Genomic DNA, 17,751 nt, shown 5'->3' with positions numbered 1-17,751 from the left:
CATCACCTCCATATACCTGAAAATCTACTGAGAAAAAATCCAAGATGAAAAAGAAAGGGTGCAATGATTGAGTCGCTTTCCTCGTAAAGAATACCACAAACAATAGAAATGAAAAAATAAGAAACGGAACACAGGTTCCTTGAAATTGACAAAAAAACAAGAAAATAAAGAAAACTGGAAATAAGGTTCAACCTTGACACTCTCCAGAAGATATATTCATTTTCAAAGACAGAGTAGAAAAATCCTTTAAAGAAAAATTCCTGAGAAAAAGCATCAATAACCGCTACGGGAAGATAAATCCAGCTCGCAAATGGGAGAAAAATAAGGAACGAGAGACCATAAACAAATCCCTTTTTAAAGTTTTTAAATCCCAGTTCTTCAAACCGCTTCTTGTAAATCAGAACAGGAACAGCAACAAGACAGATAACGTTAACAAGAGGCTCTAAAGGCGGATAAAGCGTAACGGACAATCCTTCCCCTACAAAAAAGGCGAAGTAAGGCTTCATAAACTGACACCTTTCACACCGCTTCAAAAACACGACAAACCTTCCATGTGATAAAATTTTCACTAAAATTATGCAACAGAGGTGATAGAAATGGCAAATTACAGTGTTAAGGTTTTCATATCTTATAGAGAGGGCATCCTTGACCCTCAAGGTGTTGCAGTGGAGAAGGCAGCTCACAGCCTCGGTTTCGAAAAGGTAAAAAACGTCCGCGTTGGAAAATACATCACACTGGAAATAGAAGCTAACTCAAAAGAGGAAGTGGAGCAGGAAATAAGAGAAATGGCAAAGAGATTTTTAGTAAACCCTGTAATTGAAGAGTACACTTTTGAAATCTCAGAAAAATAACAGAGGTTAAAGATGAAATTTGGCATACCAGTTTACCCGGGAAGCAACTGCGACAAAGATATAGGATGGGTTGTAGAGAAAGTTTTAGGCAAAGAGGTAAAGTACCTCTGGCATGAAGAAAGGAATCTTTCCGACATCGATTGCATAATAGTCCCGGGTGGGTTCTCCTATGGCGACTACTTAAGAGCCGGTGCAATGGCAAAACTTTCTCCAATATCAGAAGCAATATGCGATTTTGCCGAAAAAGGTGGCCTTGTAATGGGCATCTGTAACGGCTTTCAGATACTTCTTGAGATGGGACTCCTTCCGGGAGCAATGATGCCCAACAAAAGCCTCTCCTTTATCTGTAAATTTGTTTACCTGAAAGTAGAAAACAACGAAACACCCTTCACTTCGTTGTACAAAAAGGGTGAAGTCGTAAGAATACCAATCGCCCACGCAGAGGGAAACTACACCTGCACGCCGGAAATCCTGAAGGAAATCGAAAAGAACGGACAGGTGGTGGTAAGGTACTGTTCGCCGGAAGGAGTGGTAAGCGAAGAGTTTAACCCAAACGGTTCCCTAAACAACATAGCGGGAATATGCAACAAGAAAGGCAACGTGTTCGGTCTTATGCCTCACCCCGAAAGGGCATCCGAAGAAGTCCTTGGAAGCACAGATGGATTTAGAATGTTCAAATCCATAGTTGAAACTGTTTTAAAAGCGTGAGACGATGAAACGGCCTTCATGGGACGACTACTTTTTATCCATAGCTTACATGGTCTCCAGCCGTTCCACGTGTTTGAGGAGGAAAGTTGGTGCCGTGCTTGTCAAGGACAAAAGAATAATTGCAACCGGTTACAACGGTGCACCGTCAGGACTGCAGCATCCTGATGAGGTGGGATGCCTTAGAGAAAAGTTAAACGTACCAAGCGGTGAAAGGCACGAGCTGTGCAGAGGATTACACGCTGAACAGAACGCAATAATACAGGCTGCTCTCCACGGCGTCTCAACCAAAGGTGCCGTTCTTTACTGCACCCACTGTCCATGCAGCCTGTGCACAAAGATGTTAATAAATGCAGGTATCAAAAAAATCATATACGTTGAAGGTTATCCGGATTGGCTCGCAGGAGAGATAGCCCGGGAAGCAGGTCTTGAAGTTGTCCGGATAAAGAAGTTCTTTAAGGTGAAGGTAGAGGAAAATCCAGATGAAAACAATGACAATAGTACTGATAGATGACCAGCCATTTTTCCTCCTTTTTATGGAAGAGATGATAAAAAAAATTGACTTTCCAATTCCTATAGAAACAAAGTCGTTTCGCAATGCCGAGGATGCTCTTGACTTCATAGAAGAAAACAACGTGGATATGATCATATCCGATTACGTAATGCCTGAGATGAACGGGATAGAACTTCTTCAAGAGGTAAGGCAACTTCCGGATAAAGAATCTGTAATATTTATTATGGTTACGGCAGAACATGCAAGAAACATAAAGAGAAAGGCCCTTGCTCTCGGGGCTACCGATTTTCTGACAAAACCTCTGGATAAATTGGAATTCATTCCAAAGGTCAGAAATCTTTTAAGACTGCGCCTCAAAGAGTGTCTCCTTAAAAATAAAGCCCAGCTGTTGAAATATGAAATTGACCGCTCACTAAAAGAGATAAAAATGAGAGACCGGGAAATTATCCTGAGACTCTCAATGGCAGCAGAATTTAGAGATGAAATGACCGGACACCACATTGAAAGAGTTGCTCTGTACTCACAGTTAATAGCAAAAAACCTTGGCTATAGTGATGCCTTCTGCGAGGATATCTACCTTGCTGCTCCTCTCCACGATATAGGAAAAATTGCCATACCTGACTGCATTTTAAAGAAAAAGGGTAAACTAACACCGGAAGAAATGGAAATAATGAAAAAACACACGATATACGGTTACAGACTCCTTGCAAACAGTAAAGTTAAAGTTCTCGAAATGGCAGCAAGAATTGCCCTTTACCATCATGAAAACTGGGATGGAAGTGGATATCCATACGGACTGAAAGGGAAGGCAATTCCTGTTGAAGCAAGGATCGTTTCTGTTGCTGACGTGTTTGACGCCCTCGGTGAAGCAAGACCATACAAAAAAGGATGGAATATTCAGTCCGTTTTCAAATTCATAAAGGAAAATGCAGGTAAAAAATTTGACCCACAAATTGTCAAGGTCTTCCTTTCAGTAAAAGATGAAATCCTTAAAATAAAAGAGCGCTTAACTCCCGATGGTAAAGCCTCCCACTCCCTCTTTAACGACTACATAGACTTCAAGCCACCTCCGATAGCTACTTAGAAATTGCATCTAAGGCTTTACTAAGCAAATCTTTTACAATATCTTCAGATGCACCATCAAGAATGGCAAGCTGAACCTTTTTAAAAAGGCTGCCTTCCTCCTGAAGTCCCATATTCCAGAGTATGCCTTTAATCGTGTGGGCGACGTCGGCAGCTTTCTGCAAGTCGCCACCATTTAAAGTATTTATCAGCTCTTCAATATTCTCCCTCAAATTCTCAACACCGGTGTTTGCTATCACCTCAGATGTATCTTTATCAAACTCCATTCCTAAAAGGTAATCAAGAGTAGCCTTTCTTATTCTATTTTCATCAAGTTTAGAAAGATCATAACTATACATCTATATCCCCCGCAACGATACTAACCGCACCTTTTTCAAGCATTAACTCAACCGCTCTATCACCATCATGAGGATTAACATTAACTGCTCTAACAGCATCAGAGAGGAGGAAAACATGATAACCAAGGTTCAATCCACCAAGGACAGTATGCTTAACACAGTAATCTGTTGCAAGACCTCCTACAAAAATCCTCCTTACTCCCCTCTCTTTCAAAAGGGAATCAAGTATTGTTCCCTGAAAACCGGAATAGGCCTCAAGCTCCGGCCTGTCTCCCTTGTTTATTATGAAAGCATCCGGCGGAAGCATAAGATCATCGTGAAACTCAGCACCTTTACCGTTTTGAAGACAGTGAACAGGCCAAATACCGCCATTTTTCTTGAAAGATATGTGATTTTCAGGATGCCAGTCCCTCGTCGCAAAGACAGGCAAACCGGCTCCTGAAAACAGCTTTATATAGATGTTTAAAGGCTCAACTACCTTATCACCATCGGGAACCGGCAGAGCACCGCCAGGACAAAAGTCCTTCTGAACATCAACAACGATTAAAGCATCCCTTCCTGTCAACTTCACCTTCATCTTCTACCCTTCAAGAAGCTTTTCAATATCCTTCGGCTTCTCAACATTAACAACCTTTATGTTCCTCGTTATTCGCCTCATCAAACCTTTCAAAACATTTTTCGGACCTATCTCATAACATAAATCTATACCTTTACTTTCCATATATCTAACATCCTCAACCCATCTGACAGGGGAAAACATCTGTCTATAGAAAGAATCCTTCAACTCTTCAGGTTCCTTTAACTCCTTTACATCAGCATTGTTAAGGAGCGGGACGGTAAGCGTATTGAACGCCACTTTCTCCATCTCTTCTGCAAGTTTCTCAGCAGCAGGTTTCATAAGTTCAGAGTGGAAAGGAGCAGAAACGGCAAGCCTCACTATTCTTTTAGCACCCGCCTCTTCAAGCTTAGACTCTGCCTCTTTTAGCGCTTCTATCTCACCGGAAATAACTGTTTGCTCGGGACTGTTGAAGTTTGCCACCTGTACAAATCCTGAAGTTACCGTCTTTAAAATTTCCTCTATCTTCTCTGCAGGAAGACCAATAACAGCGGTCATGCCACCTACACCTTCTGGTACAGCCTCCTGCATAAACTCACCTCTCTTTCTAACAAGATAAGCACCATCTGTAACAGAAAAACCACCAGCTGCACAACAAGCAGAAAATTCGCCTAAAGAGTGTCCGGCCACAAGTTCAGGTTCAACTGAAAATCCGTTCTTCCTTAAAACTGCAAGCACAGCCATACTAACAGTTAGAATCGCCGGCTGGGCGTTATATGTAAGTGTCAATTCGCTTTCAGAAGACTCAAAACAAAGCTTTGCCATATCAATCTTGGCACCCTCAGACGCCATCTCAAAAACTTCACGTGCCTCAGGAAACGCATCGTAAAGCTCTTTTCCCATACCTGCATACTGAGAACCCTGTCCAGGAAATATGAAGGCAACTCCCATAAATAACCTCCTGCAAGTCCATAAGTGTTTATAAATAAAGTTTATCATTTATCTGCCTGCTTTAAATACAAAAGAGAAGAAGTGTGGATTTATAACTCAGCAAAACAAAAGTGTACTGTTAAAGATTCAGAAAGAAAAAAACATTAATCCGGTAAAAGCCTCTCACAGATAGAGGCAACCTCAAACAGACTTAGAACAATTATCCGGATCAATTCTATGAACCTCAATACGGCTCTCGCTGAGAAGTTTTAGGGTTATACTGGAAAATATAAGAGTGCCCGCCATGTATTGAACTTGTACACCCACTTGACACCCGGAACCAGATGTCTATATTATACACTGCACTGACGCGGGGTAGAGCAGTCTGGTAGCTCGTCGGGCTCATAACCCGAAGGTCGAGGGTTCAAATCCCTCCCCCGCAACCAATTTTTTCACAATCTTGGAATAGCATCTAAAAGTTCTTTCGTGTAATCTTTCCCTGGATTTTCAAAAATCTCTTCAAGTGTTCCTTCTTCAACAATTTCACCGTCTTTCATAACCATAATTCGATCACAGATATACTTTGTCGTTAAAAGATCATGAGTAATAAAGAGCATAGAGAGTCCAAAATTCTCCTTTAGCTCTCTAAGCGTTTTTAAAACCCACATTTTAAGCGTAACATCAAGCATTGAAATTGGTTCATCTGCAATTATCAGATCAGGTGAAACCAGGAGCGACCTTATGATAATGACTCTCTGTCTCTGACCACCTGAGAGCTCAGAAGGTTTTTTAACCGAAAGCCTATCATAGTTAAGGTTAAAACTAACAAAAAGTTCTCTTATCTTTTCTTCGTCAGGTAGAATGTCAAGAAGTTGCCTCCTGACAGAGAGATAAGGATGTAGAGAAGCAAGAGGATCCTGAAACATGCATGACATGGTCTTTCCGCTAAACTCTATCTCTCCTTCATAAGGAACAAGCCCCAAAATTGCCCTTCCAACAGTCGTTTTACCTGAACCACTCTGACCAACTATACCTAAAACTTCTCCCCTTCTCAGCGAAAACGACACGCCTTTAACGGCGTGAAAAACTTCCGAGCTGAATATTCCCCTATTTTCAAAGGTAACTGACAGGTTTTCAACACGAAGAAGCGTATCCATCTGAACCTCCGTTCACACTACAGAACAAGTTTATAAAAAGTTTTCCGTTTGAGCAATCGGAAAGAAAAATGATATTCTTTAAGCGCCACAAATTTTAAGAGGTACTTTGATGCTCCGTCAGGTTAAAAGAGTTGTTGTAAAGGTTGGAAGTCAACTGTTAGCAGAACAAAACGGACTTAACAGGAACTTCATTGCGAAAATAGCAGAAGAGCTCTCCATTCTTAAAAAAGAGGGGAACGAGGTTATCCTGGTAAGCTCTGGTGCCGTCCTTGCCGGAATAAAAGTTTTAAACCTTTCAAGGAAGCCCAAGTCTCTCCAGGAAAAGCAGGCACTTTCAGCAGTTGGACAGCCGTACCTGATGGCAGCATACACAGAAGCCTTTAAAAAGCACGGATACAACATAGCGCAGGTTCTACTGACGGCGGAAGACCTGCGCTCAAAAAGGCGGTTTACCCACGCAAAAGATACGTTCCACGCCCTGTCTAAACTTAACGTCATACCAGTAGTAAACGAAAACGATACCGTTTCCGTTAAAGAGATAAAAATCGGAGACAACGATAACCTTGCCGCCCACGTATCTGTCGTCGTTGAAGCAGACCTCCTGATAATGTTAACAACAACAGACGGCATATTTGACAGGGATCCAAACACCTTTCCTGATGCAAAAAAGATAGATATTGTAAATGACATAAGTGAACTTCAGCTTACCTGCGACTTTTCCGGAAAGAGCTCTTTCGGAACGGGCGGCATGTGGACGAAAGTTGAAGCCGCCTTCAAAGCAGCAAGAAAAGGGATACCTGTCATCATAGCCAACGGAAGGGAAGAGAAAATAACGGTAAGAATCCTGAAAGGAGAAAAAAGAGGTACGCTCTTCCTACCTAAAAAGGAACTTAAAGCAAAAGCGTACAGAATTCTCTACCTTGAGAAACCAAAGGGGAAATTGATAATAGACAGAGGGGCTGCCGAAGCCGTAATTAACAAAGGGAAAAGCCTTCTACCTAAAGGTGTAAAAATAATAGAAGGAACGTTTGAAAAAGGCGATGTTGTTGAAGTTTTAGACGTAAACGGGAAGACCCTTTTCAAAGGTATCGTCAGGTGCAGCAGCAGAGAACTTTACTCCTTCGACAAGGAGTGCATTCATAGAGACGACATGGTTTTCTTATAGTTGCCCATTTAAACGGCCGCATAAAGCAGGCGCTTCATGCGGTTTTTAGCTTTTCAGAAAGAATTTCAGCCAGAGTTTCCAGTCTTTCAAAGTCATCCCTTCCGGGAAATCCCTTAATCATTACAGGCTCTATCCATTCTGCCTTAATGGAAGATAAAACCGCCTTCAGGTGTTTTTCAACCACAGTCCCGCTCCATCCGTAAGAGCCTATAATGGAGAGAAACCTCGTCTTGGGTCTTAAACCATTCATAAGGTAAGCAAATCCGATAACGGAAGGATGAGCACCTGCAAGAACTGCCGGAGATGCAAAAACCACGGCCGCGGCATCAACCAGTTCCATAGCAATGTTGCTCAAATCAGCAGTTATTAAGTTATACGGACGAACTTCAATGTTTCTCCTTGAAAGTTCTCTGGTTAAAAATTCAACCATCGTCCGCGTGCTCCCATGCATAGAAACAAACGGAATTAAAACCAGCGGTTTAACATTATCAGAAACCCACTCCCTGTAAGCGTTCAAAATAAATTCTGTCTCTTTTATGACAACGCCGTGGCTCGGCGCTATTATTTCAGGAGAAAGTTCCTCTATTAATAAAAGATGTTTCTTTATAAAGTTCCGGAAAGGCATCATTATTTCTGCATAATACCTCTTTGTTTCCAGATAAACTTTTGCTCTGCTTTCGTCAGTAGTGTCAAAAAGCTCACTCGTTGCAATGTGAGAACCAAGGAAATCGCATGAAAAAAGCACTTTATCTTCAACAGCATAGGTAAACATTGTTTCCGGCCAGTGAACCCACGGAGCCAGGAAAAACTGAAGCGTCTTACCGCCAAGATTCAAAGTTTCTCTGTCAGATACAATTTTAAAAACATCATCGGAAAGGAAAAGCAAGTCCTGAAGCATTGCTTTACACTTAGCATTTGTAACAACTTTAGCCTCCGGAAATCTTTCAAGAACATATGGTATAGCACCGGAATGGTCCTGTTCAGCATGATTAGAAACAATATAATCAATTTTTTCGATTCCAAGCTCCTGCAGGTTTTCAAAAAGCTCAGTTCTCTTGTAAGGCTCCACTGTATCAATAAGTACAACCTTCTCACCTCCTAAGACAAGATAGGCATTGTAGCTTGTCCCTTCGGGAAGAGCCACGATTTCATCAAAAAGAACCCTGTCCCAGTCAACTGCACCTACCCAGTGAATACCTTTCTTTATCTCTTTTGCAGCCATCAAATCCTCCTGATAAATGCTAATGATTATCAACATTCTTTCAACTTATGATAAATTCACAGAAAAACAACTATATTCTATGGGAATTGAAAACATAAGGAAATATTGCTAAAATGTGAATTTACTAAAATAGACTAAACCTACTCAAAGGAACAGATGGAAAAGGAGAAGAAAAACTCTGTAAGCTACAAAGAAATAGGGTATCTGTTAGAAAAGTTTGTCCTTCCTCTCGGGGGCTCCTGCATTATCACAGACGAAAAAAGAAAGATTCGATACGCAGCGAGAATCTCCTCACTGTGCAACATTTTAAGAAGGCAAGACACAAAAATGTGCTCCGAATTTCTTGAAGAAAATTTCAAGAGAGCAAAAGGAACAGACAAACCCTTCATAACAAAATGTCCCATAGGAAAGCTGGTATATACCATCCCGCTATACATTGAAGGAAAATTTAAAGGTATAGGAACAGGTGCTATAGGGGTGGCAAGCTTTTCCCGGAGGAGACGGAGAAAATTAATAGAGATAGCAAGAAAGGCTAACATTCCAGAAGGAAAGCTTTTAAAACTTGCCGAAGAAGAGTTTATAAATAAGCGCTATCTGATGACCAGCAATAGAAACATATTCTTCAGAGAAATTAAAAACAACGAATGTATAATGAAATCACTTGAAAAATTCATAGAAGTCCTCAATATAAGGATGGCCTTAAAGAAAAAAACCCCCGAATGTCCCTACACCAATGACCTTATGGATGCAATAGAATATTTAATAGCCGGGAACTTCAGCCCATCTCCGGAAAAGTTCGACGGCGATACAGAAAAAGAATTGATACTAAAACTTGTTGAACTTGCCAAAAAAACCTGCAGGGAAATACTTAAAGTAACACTATCAGAATCTATAAGGTGGAAAGCTTACCACGACAGTTTAACGGGCGTCTACAACAGGTACGTACTTGAAGAAGAAATCAAAAAGATAAAAGAGCTGCGCCTTGCCCCTGTCGCCTTTATTTTAGTTGACATGGACGACCTTAAAAAAATCAATGACAGCTACGGTCACGAAATGGGCGACAAAGCCATTTACGCCGTAGCGAGAGCAGTAAAATCGGCCGTCAGAAGGAACGATGTAGTCGTCAGGATGGGCGGTGACGAATTCATAATAGTTCTCCCTGGAATAACAGAAAAAGAGGTAAAAGAGATCATAGAAAGGATAGAAGAAAATGTAGCAAGGTCTGCATCTATCTTTGGTCTGCCTTTCAACTTAAGCGTATCGATAGGTTACGAAATCTTAAAAGCTTACGAAGACCCCGAAGAAGCCATTTTAAGAGCGGATAAAAACATGTATAAATGCAAAAAGTGCAGGAAAAACGGCAGTGATAATGCAACCAAGAACTAACTTTCCTTCAGCTTTAGCTTTTTTATCCTTCTTTTATCAACGTCAACAACCTCTATCGTAAGGTTGTGATAATTCACCTTTTCACCCTCCTTCGGAAATCTTCCAAGAGTTTTAAGAACGAAGCCTGCAAGTGTTACGTAGTCCGCCTTCGAAGGCAGAGAAGTTTTAAGATATCTGTTTATTTCACTTATCTCTACAGAACCATCTGCAAGGAGAGAACCGTCAGAAAGCCTTTTAACCAGCGAATGCTCACCACCAAACTCATCATCTATTCTTCCGACTATTTCCTCAAGTATGTCCTCTATCGTAACTATCCCGAGCGTTGAACCGAACTCATCAACCACGACGGCCATCTGAGTCTTTGCCCTTCTCAACTCTTTTAAAGCATCAATGAGGCTCATGTATTCGGGAAGAACAAGAATGGGCCTCAAAAAGTTTTTGACAGAGACAAACTTATCAGCGGCATCAAGCAGATCTGTAATCAGAATGTAACCGACTATATCGTCAAACCGCTCCCTATATACGGGAAGCTTTGAGAATCCGGTCTTATTAAAAAGTCTCAAAGCCTCTTTTACCCTTGAATTCATGTTAACGGCAACCACATTTACAAGAGGCACATATATGTCGCCTAACGTCTTCTCTTTAAGCCTCAAAACATTTTTAAGTATCTTCCTCTCCGTCTTTTCAAAAGCTGAGCGGGAGGCACTCTCAACAAGAAGTTCAAGTTCCTCTTTAGTAACAAAAGGATTCTTCTTCGTCTCTTCACCAAAAAGGCTGGTAAGGAACGCAGCAACAAAGGTGATAAGTAACGTCAACGGTCTGAACAATCGATGGAAAAAGTAAAGGGGATAAACTATTTTAAACGCAATCTTATCCGAATACTTCTGAAATAGACTTTTAGGTATAAGCTCACCAAAAGTGATTGTTAAAGGCGTAAGCGTTACAACGGTAAAAAGTTCAGGATAATTTCTAACGAAAGGATAAACAGAAGAGACGTTATTTACTACAAGCGCTGTAAATAGTGTAGCGGCTGAAACTGTTGAAATGTTCGTCCCGACCAAAGTCGTTGCAAGAATCTTTTCGGGCTCTTTCAAGAGCTGATTTAAAAGCATTGCGGTCCTGTCACCTCTTTTCAGGCGCTTTTTAAGCTCAACGCGACTGACAGATATGATAGCTATCTCACTTCCCGAAAAGAAAGCTTCAAAGGCAACACAGATCAGTATGGCAACCACGTAAAAACTGTTCACATCCGCTCCACGATAAGAGATTTAATCCTGTTGCCCTCCATCCTCTCAACCTTGAGCTTCAAACCACTCCACTCTACGCAATCTCTTTCTCTGGGAATCCTATCAAGGAGTCTCATAACAAGACCCCCTACAGTATCAACCTCTTTTTCCTCTTCCGTCATTTCATCTATACCGAAAAACTCTTTAAAATCCTCTATACTGACACTTGGATTAACTCTGTATTTCTTATTCCCTATCTTTTCAAAATCCTTCTCTTCAGTCTGCCGCTCATCTGGAATTTCACCGATAAGAGAAGAGAGAATGTCGTCAAGCGTCACAATGCCAGCCGTGTTCCCGTACTCGTCAACAACTATAGCAAGGTGCTTCTTCTTCCTCTGCATCTCTTCAAGAAGGTCATCAATTTCTTTAAACTCAGGGACAAAAAATGGCTTGTCAGTAAACTCAACGATGGGCTTTTCAAAGTCTTCCTCCTTCAACTGAAGAGGAATTATCCTCCTTGTATAGAGGATCCCTTTTATATCGTCAAAGTCTTTACCGTAAACGGGAATACGGGAAAACCGCCTTTCTTTTATCCTTTTTAAAGCGTCTTTTACCTTCATACCGGCAGGGAGAGCGAAAACTTCATGTTTTGGAATCATTATCTCTTTGACATCACTCTCATCAAGGTCAAGAGTTCTGTCAATCAAATCCTTTTCCTCTTTAGCAATAACTCCTTCTTTCGCACCCTCTTCAACTAATATCATAAACTCTTCGTCAGAAATAACTTTCTGTTCACTGAAAAGTTCAATACCAAAAGGCTTTAAAATTAAGGAAACAAAACTTATAAGCAGAATTCTTACAGGCGTAAGTATGAAACTGACAAATTTAATAAACTTTACAACAAAAAACGCGTACTTTTCACTGTATTTAACAGCAAAAGTTTTAGGCGTAACCTCGCCAAAAAGCAAAAGAGCAACAACTGTAGATGGAACGGCATAGATAGAACCCTTCTCACCAAAGAGGTCTATAAAAAGGAGGGCAGCCGTTGAAGAGATGGCAATATTTACCATCTCGTTTCCTATGAGGATCGTGGCTATGAGTTCCGCAGGATTCTGAAGAAAGTCGTATATCTCTTTAGCTGCTTTATCTCCCGCAAGAGCAAGCCTCTCAACCCTCAAACGGTTCAGAGAAAAGAATGCCGTTTCAGAAGCGGAAAAGAGAGCCGAAAACAGCAGAAGAACTGCTAAAATCAATCCTTCAGCTATTACGCTACTACCACCGCCCGGATCCATCTTTTACGACTCTCCGTGATGAATCATCTTATTTATTATAAAGTTTTGGGCGGCGGTAATCAGGTTGTTTGTCATCCAGTAGAGGACAAGTCCTGCCGGAAATTTTGCAAACATGAACGTAAAAACTATCGCCATAACATAAAATATTTTCTGCTGCTCAGGATTGGCACTTGGCGTTAACTTCTGCTGAAGAATCATTGAAAGACCCATAAGTATAGGCAGAACAAACGTAGGATCCGGTGTTGAAAGATCTTTAATCCACAGAAAACTTGCACCTTTCAGCTCAACGGCATTAAGAAATATTTCGTAAAGAGCAAAGAAAATGGGAATCTGAAGAATCATGGGCAGACAGCCGCCCATGGGGTTAACGCCCTCTTCTTTATATAGTTTCATCATCTCTTCATTGAGTTTTTTAGGATCCTTTGCATACTTCTTCTTCAGCTCCTCCATTTTTGGAGCAAGAACCTGCATTTTTTTCATTGATTCAAAGCTTTTATGAGTAAGAGGATGCATTATAATTTTTATAATCAGAGTTAAAACAATAATTACAAGGCCGTAATTTGGAATAAATTGATGAAGGAAGAGAAAGAATTTAAGGAGCGGTTTGGCAAGAAAACCGAAAATACCAAAATCGATAGCCTTATCCATACCAAGTTTTTCAAGTTGAGAAAGCTCCTTGGGTCCAAAAAACGCCTTAAAGGAAGCCACGTGGCTATTTACGATGGACTTGCCCTTTGAGGCAACAATGTCAACGGAAAAGGCCGAATCCCTAACAGCACATAAGAAGTATTTATCTTCTTCTCCCGCCCATTTTACAGAGTTAAAAGATGCAGATGTAATCTTTTTAACGTCTATCCTCTCCACCTTTCCGTTTGAAAGCTCAACTACAGGACCTATATGTCCCATACGTGATGTGTGAGCCTCGTTAATCTTTATGTCAGGTCCGATTATTACCGAAAGCTTTGTGCCTTTTAAGCTCTCTTTAACATCAATTACGTAGTTATCGGGATGAAAGGTAAATTCTTTAACGAAGACCCTTCCGTCGGGTAAAGCTCCCTTAAGGACAAGTTTCTCAGGTGATTTAGAAAGGGAAATAGAAGAGGCAGAAGCTTCAAGAGGTTCCGAAAGAAGCCACCTATTAACCGTCTCATTGCTTGAAACGGTCGTAAGAGGAAAGAGCTTTAATCTCTCCGCCGCATCAGAAACAAGTTCCGCCTTGTACTTTTTAACGTAAAAGCTCACAACTGCGCCATTAACTTTTGAGATTTTAGCCGTGTAAAGGGGTGTATCAACTCTAATAAAAGCTCCGGTCTTTTCAAGTCCTTTAACGGGAAATCTATAAACATTCTCTTTAACCGTTGAAGCTGTCGTGCTGGCCTTTTTAATCTGCTGCTTACCCTTAGTAAATCTTGTAAAAAGGGCAAAAACCAAGAAAGTTATAGCAACTGCCTGCATGATTACAAGCAACTTCTTATTCTGCTCTTGACTCATACTCTCTCTCCATTCCTCAAATTTTATGGATAATCAACACCGCCCGACGAAAAAGGATTGCATCTCAAAATGCGCCAAAGGGCCTTCAAAACACCTTTAAAAATTCCATACTTTTCTATCGCAAGAATAGCATAATCAGAACATGTTGGATAATAACGACAGCTTTTAGGTAAAACGGGCGAAATAAACCTTTTATAACCTTTTATAATTTCTATTAGCACTCTCTTAACCATTATTCATCAATCCTTTAAAATGCCGGCTTTCGAAGCAAGTTTTAAAAAATCTTCCTCTACTTCACGGTAAGAAGCACCATTCATACCTTTTTTTGCTATAAAAACTATATCACAGGGAAGGAGTCTGTGTTTGTTAAGCCTGAAAACTTCCCTCATTAAACGCTTCGCTCTGTTCCTATCAACCGCTCTTTTTGAAAAACGTTTTGAAGCTATAAAACCAGCCCTTGGCTTTCCACTTTCCTTCAAAATAAAATAAAGAGCCATGGTGGAACCACCCAGGCTCTTCCCAGATTCAAAAACATATTTAAAATCACAACTCTTTCTTATCCTCTCCTCGCTGGAAAAGGTAAAAGTTATCTTCTTCTCCACTCGTCACTTACCGTAAGCTTCTTACGGCCCTTCTTCCTTCTTCTTCTGAGAATCTCTCTTCCAGTCTTACTCTTCATTCGAGCTCTAAAACCGTGAACTCTCTTTCCGTGTATTCTACTCGGCTGATAAGTCCTCTTTGTTGACAATTTGCACCTCCTAAAACTCTAAATAGACAAACCTATCGGAATTTAAGATTTTGTAGAAGGAAATTATATGCAACCTTTTCGTTTTGTCAAAAAGTCAAATACGCTCCTCCAACTTTAGAAACCGACGGGCCATCTTTAACATCAGTCTCTTTTCTTCAGAAGCCACTACCTTCTTTATATACGCTATCTCATCAGGATGAACCGCTATAAAATCAAAACCGGAACGAATAAGCTCTCTTATAAGGGAAAGGTTTGGAGAAAGCAGTGTATCCCCACTGACAAAAAGTTTTCCATAGTTACCTTTAAAAACACTACCGGTTACAAATGGTGTCTCTTCCTTGCAAAAAGATGGAACATCGGGCGGAATCTTAACGCTGGGAGAAGAAGCAGTCCACACATTTGTAAAACCTTTATTCCTTGCCTCTTTAACTGTTTTCAGCACTGCTTCTTCCTCTACATTTACTATAACCGGCTTTGGAAAGGCCGTTTCCGCTGTCTCAAGCAAAACTTTCTCAAAAATCTCTCTGTTAACGCCACCGATATTGAAGAATATCCCGTCACAAGGGAGGAAACTTAAGGTTCTGGCAACGTCAACATCTGTTGCTTCCGCAAAAACCTTAACACCAGTAGGATAAAAGGGAACTTCTTCAAGAACAGATATCTTTCTCAGCAGCTCTTTTTTTTCTTTGATTCCAACAGCACAAACATCTGTAAAATAGGAATCGCCCCCTCTCGAAATAACAAAATCGAGCCTTATAGCTCTACTAAAATTTTTCTCTACGGAAAGGGCAAATTTGGCAAGTGTCAACACCTCCTCATCGGAGAGACTTGCCATCAAAGCTCTATCATCGGATATTTCTGCCTCTGTAATATTTCCGGTTTCAGAATCTATAGAAAGCTCTGTGTACTTTCTGACAATCTCTTTCTTTATCCTCCAGAATTCAAAGGTTTCCCTGTCAACCCTATATTTATCAAGGTTGAGCTTGTTACCCTTTATATATCCACATATACCCCAGCTTGATTCAATTATCACCGTGTTATCACCGGTAAGAGGATCAGAAGAGTACAGGAATCCCGAACTCCTTGCATCTATCATTTCAGAAACAATCGCCGTATCCTCCATCTCTTCAATAATCTGCAAAACGGCTCTTTTCAGCTTTCCTAAAGATCCGATGTTGAAAAAAGTCACCCTCCCCTCTTTTTTCCCCGTTTTAGCAATAAACCTTTCAGCCCCTGACTTTTCCTTTAAAAGGTAAAAACCTCTCTCTATCTCTTCCTCAGAAGCCCCGGGAAAAACCACAATTCCGGCAGGTACCGGTGCTCCACTTGCAACAAGAATCCCAAAATCAAAAATCTCATCAGCCCTTTTAATAGAAACTATCTCTTCTATAAAGGCCACGTTTTTTAAACCTGTCCTTAAAGTTAAAAGCTCTTCAACCCTCTCCATAGAAACCGGAACCCTTATGAGAGAAAGACGTCTGACTATAGACTCGTGAACCCTTTTTATTTCGTCATCTAAGTCCGCAGACTCTAAATTGGGTAAATCTTCTATTCTTATAACGGCTTGCCCGGCATAAAATAGAAGGGTTATTATTCTCTGAGACGTATGATAAAACTCTGTCTGGACATGAAAATCACCGGCAGGCGTTTTTACATTTGTATTTAGACTCCGTATTCCTTCCATATTTTTCTCCAGCTTTAATAAAGAATATACCATACAATCAACAACAGCTTTTACCCCTTGACAAATTGCCAATTTGAATGTAAATATTGCGTGCTTTCCCGCAAAAATTTTTTCAGGAGGTAAGAATGGAGACAGTAAAGTTGGAGGCTACCCGCAGAGAAAAGACAGGCAAAGGGGTAGCAAGGAAGTTACGCAGGGAAGGCCTCCTTCCAGCAATTATCTACGGCGGAGGGAGACCGGAAGCAACACCAATCGCAATAAAAGCGAGCGACCTGAAAAAACTTAAACACCACTCAGGTCTTATCAACATCAACATCGAGGGTGACGAAAGGATCTGCATTCTCAAAGAGATTCAGTACAACTACCTCGGCGATGTACCAATCCATGTGGACTTCCATGAAGTAACGTTCGGCGAAACAATCGTAACGACAGTAGAACTTGAATTTGTAGGAACACCTATTGGCGTTAAAGAAGAAAATGGAGTCCTCGAAATCTTCTTCAGAGAAGTTGAAATTGAAACACTTCCAAGAAACATTCCAGAAAAACTGGTTATAGATATCTCTAACCTGCACGCAGGCGATGCCCTCCACATCAGCGATATACCTGTCCCTGAAGGTGTAAAGATTCTTGAAGACCTGGAAACGGCAGTTGTTGTTGTTTCTGAAACAGAAGAGGTAACACCGGAAGAGGGTGAAGAAGAAACTGAAGAGGCAGCAGAATAACGATGATTAGACTCATCGTTGGGCTTGGAAATCCCGGGAAAGAGTACGCATTAACAAGGCACAACATAGGATGGTGGGTGCTCGACCGGGTTGCAGAAAGGTTCAACGAAGAATTTTCGAGAGAAAAATTTAAAGGTATCGTCGCGGAAATTCCCGGCACACACGGGAAGGTAACGCTCCTAAAGCCGTTAACGTTTATGAACAGGAGCGGCGAAAGCGTAATTGAGGCCGCTAAGTTTTACAAGCTCAAGCCGGAAGAGATATTAGTCGTTTCCGACGACTTAGATATGCCTGTCGGAAAAGTTAGAATGAGACTTAAGGGAAAGCACGGCGGGCATAGAGGTTTAATGTCAATAGAAAAGCACCTTGGAACTGATAACTTTCCAAGGCTAAAGATAGGTATCGGAAGACCGGCAAGAAAAGAAGAAGTTGTAAACTATGTACTGCAGCCATTTACTGAAGAGCAACTACCTGTGACTGAACAGGCAGTTGAGAAAGCGGCAGACTGGATAGCAGAAATTATTGAAGGGAAACCCGCAGAAGCTAAAAGTGCGAGCTTCTAACCTACAAAGGAGGTAAAGAATGAGAGAATACTACTATGAAACAGTTTACATACTCAGACCAACTCTTTCAGATGAAGAGATAGAAAAAGCCATAGAGAAGGTAAACAACGCCGTTGAG

General features: G+C 41.0%; 21 protein-coding genes and 1 tRNA gene. 9 read left to right on the top strand and 13 right to left on the bottom strand.

The annotated features are described in order from the left end of the window. Positions 1-2: 2 nt before the first annotated feature. Positions 3-506 (bottom strand): CPBP family glutamic-type intramembrane protease, encoded by a 504-nt coding sequence (locus MV676_RS01580; RefSeq protein ID WP_297444656.1) that lies wholly within the window; start codon positions 504-506, stop codon positions 3-5. A gap of 90 nt (positions 507-596) precedes the next feature. Between MV676_RS01580 and purS the strand changes: the two genes are divergently transcribed. From purS to MV676_RS01560, 4 genes are read left to right on the top strand one after another with little or no spacing between them, the layout of a single operon-like run. Then, entirely contained in the window at positions 597-851 is a 255-nt protein-coding gene (gene purS / locus MV676_RS01575) for a phosphoribosylformylglycinamidine synthase subunit PurS (protein ID WP_022847247.1), read from the top strand. 12 nt (positions 852-863) lie between these two features. Further along, positions 864-1,559 (top strand): phosphoribosylformylglycinamidine synthase subunit PurQ, encoded by a 696-nt coding sequence (gene purQ, locus MV676_RS01570; RefSeq protein ID WP_297444653.1) that lies wholly within the window; start codon positions 864-866, stop codon positions 1,557-1,559. Positions 1,560-1,563: 4 nt separating this feature from the next. Further along, positions 1,564-2,070 (top strand): cytidine/deoxycytidylate deaminase family protein, encoded by a 507-nt coding sequence (locus tag MV676_RS01565; protein ID WP_022847249.1) that lies wholly within the window; start codon positions 1,564-1,566, stop codon positions 2,068-2,070. Then, complete coding sequence (locus MV676_RS01560; RefSeq protein WP_297444652.1) at positions 2,039-3,154, top strand: HD domain-containing phosphohydrolase; 1,116 nt, start codon at positions 2,039-2,041, stop codon at positions 3,152-3,154. The genes MV676_RS01565 and MV676_RS01560 overlap by 32 nt, the downstream gene beginning before the upstream one ends. Here MV676_RS01560 and MV676_RS01555 read toward each other — a convergent pair. Genes MV676_RS01555 through fabD form a run of 3 tightly spaced genes read right to left on the bottom strand, consistent with a single transcriptional unit; the run spans position 3,147 to position 4,998 of the window. Continuing rightward, on the bottom strand, positions 3,147-3,491 hold the full coding sequence (locus MV676_RS01555) for an Hpt domain-containing protein (RefSeq protein WP_297444650.1): 345 nt from the start codon (positions 3,489-3,491) through the stop codon (positions 3,147-3,149). The two genes, MV676_RS01560 and MV676_RS01555, sit on opposite strands and share 8 nt — an antisense overlap. Beyond that, a complete protein-coding gene (locus MV676_RS01550) occupies positions 3,484-4,068 on the bottom strand; it encodes a nicotinamidase (RefSeq protein ID WP_297444648.1) in 585 nt (194 codons plus the stop codon). Before MV676_RS01550 ends, MV676_RS01555 begins: the two co-directional genes overlap by 8 nt. Positions 4,069-4,071: 3 nt before the next feature. Next, the gene (gene fabD, locus MV676_RS01545) at positions 4,072-4,998 is read right to left on the bottom strand and encodes an ACP S-malonyltransferase (protein ID WP_297444646.1); all 927 of its coding nucleotides are present in this window, start codon (positions 4,996-4,998) and stop codon (positions 4,072-4,074) included. Between the two features lie 348 nt (positions 4,999-5,346). On the opposite strand from fabD, the gene MV676_RS01540 reads away from it, so the two are divergent. Further along, a tRNA-Met gene (locus tag MV676_RS01540) sits at positions 5,347-5,423 on the top strand. Between the two features lie 6 nt (positions 5,424-5,429). Here MV676_RS01540 and MV676_RS01535 read toward each other — a convergent pair. Continuing rightward, the gene (locus MV676_RS01535; RefSeq protein ID WP_022847254.1) at positions 5,430-6,134 is read right to left on the bottom strand and encodes an ABC transporter ATP-binding protein; all 705 of its coding nucleotides are present in this window, start codon (positions 6,132-6,134) and stop codon (positions 5,430-5,432) included. A gap of 109 nt (positions 6,135-6,243) precedes the next feature. On the opposite strand from MV676_RS01535, the gene proB reads away from it, so the two are divergent. Continuing rightward, positions 6,244-7,299, top strand: coding sequence for a glutamate 5-kinase (gene proB, locus MV676_RS01530; protein WP_297444643.1), 1,056 nt, complete (start codon positions 6,244-6,246; stop codon positions 7,297-7,299). Between the two features lie 34 nt (positions 7,300-7,333). On the opposite strand, the gene MV676_RS01525 is transcribed toward proB, so the two are convergent. Then, positions 7,334-8,521, bottom strand: a complete 1,188-nt coding sequence (locus MV676_RS01525; protein ID WP_297444641.1) for an FprA family A-type flavoprotein — start codon at positions 8,519-8,521, stop codon at positions 7,334-7,336. A gap of 156 nt (positions 8,522-8,677) precedes the next feature. Here MV676_RS01525 and MV676_RS01520 point away from each other — a divergent pair, with 156 nt between their 5' ends. Further along, positions 8,678-9,907 carry a GGDEF domain-containing protein gene (locus tag MV676_RS01520; RefSeq protein WP_297444639.1) on the top strand — a complete coding sequence of 410 codons (1,230 nt, stop codon included), beginning with the start codon at positions 8,678-8,680 and terminating at the stop codon, positions 9,905-9,907. Here the strand turns inward: MV676_RS01520 and MV676_RS01515 are convergent. The 7 genes from MV676_RS01515 to MV676_RS01485 form a co-directional block, all read right to left on the bottom strand. After that, positions 9,904-11,154: a hemolysin family protein gene (locus MV676_RS01515; RefSeq protein ID WP_297444637.1), complete on the bottom strand. Its 1,251-nt coding sequence runs from the start codon at positions 11,152-11,154 to the stop codon at positions 9,904-9,906. The two genes, MV676_RS01520 and MV676_RS01515, sit on opposite strands and share 4 nt — an antisense overlap. Then, entirely contained in the window at positions 11,151-12,425 is a 1,275-nt protein-coding gene (locus MV676_RS01510; protein WP_297444635.1) for a hemolysin family protein, read from the bottom strand. The genes MV676_RS01515 and MV676_RS01510 overlap by 4 nt, the downstream gene beginning before the upstream one ends. A 3-nt stretch (positions 12,426-12,428) precedes the next feature. Continuing rightward, the gene (gene yidC / locus MV676_RS01505) at positions 12,429-13,916 is read right to left on the bottom strand and encodes a membrane protein insertase YidC (protein WP_297444633.1); all 1,488 of its coding nucleotides are present in this window, start codon (positions 13,914-13,916) and stop codon (positions 12,429-12,431) included. A gap of 23 nt (positions 13,917-13,939) precedes the next feature. Continuing rightward, the gene (gene yidD, locus MV676_RS01500; protein WP_081638834.1) at positions 13,940-14,149 is read right to left on the bottom strand and encodes a membrane protein insertion efficiency factor YidD; all 210 of its coding nucleotides are present in this window, start codon (positions 14,147-14,149) and stop codon (positions 13,940-13,942) included. A 6-nt stretch (positions 14,150-14,155) separates the two neighbouring features. Next, positions 14,156-14,518: a ribonuclease P protein component gene (gene rnpA / locus MV676_RS01495; RefSeq protein ID WP_297444630.1), complete on the bottom strand. Its 363-nt coding sequence runs from the start codon at positions 14,516-14,518 to the stop codon at positions 14,156-14,158. Next, a complete protein-coding gene (gene rpmH / locus MV676_RS01490) occupies positions 14,503-14,664 on the bottom strand; it encodes a 50S ribosomal protein L34 (RefSeq protein WP_022847262.1) in 162 nt (53 codons plus the stop codon). Before rpmH ends, rnpA begins: the two co-directional genes overlap by 16 nt. A gap of 94 nt (positions 14,665-14,758) precedes the next feature. Beyond that, on the bottom strand, positions 14,759-16,348 hold the full coding sequence (locus MV676_RS01485; RefSeq protein WP_297444627.1) for a PEP/pyruvate-binding domain-containing protein: 1,590 nt from the start codon (positions 16,346-16,348) through the stop codon (positions 14,759-14,761). Positions 16,349-16,473: 125 nt separating this feature from the next. Between MV676_RS01485 and MV676_RS01480 the strand changes: the two genes are divergently transcribed. Continuing rightward, positions 16,474-17,070: a 50S ribosomal protein L25 gene (locus tag MV676_RS01480; protein WP_297444626.1), complete on the top strand. Its 597-nt coding sequence runs from the start codon at positions 16,474-16,476 to the stop codon at positions 17,068-17,070. A gap of 2 nt (positions 17,071-17,072) precedes the next feature. Continuing rightward, on the top strand, positions 17,073-17,633 hold the full coding sequence (gene pth / locus MV676_RS01475) for an aminoacyl-tRNA hydrolase (protein WP_022847265.1): 561 nt from the start codon (positions 17,073-17,075) through the stop codon (positions 17,631-17,633). Positions 17,634-17,751: the final 118 nt, after the last annotated feature.

It is taken from the genome of Desulfurobacterium sp. (assembly GCF_027028515.1).
Taxonomy (GTDB): Bacteria; Aquificota; Aquificia; order Desulfurobacteriales; family Desulfurobacteriaceae; genus Desulfurobacterium_A.
The sequence above is the reverse complement of the archived record's forward strand: the minus strand, read 5'-3'. Positions and strand labels throughout refer to the sequence as shown.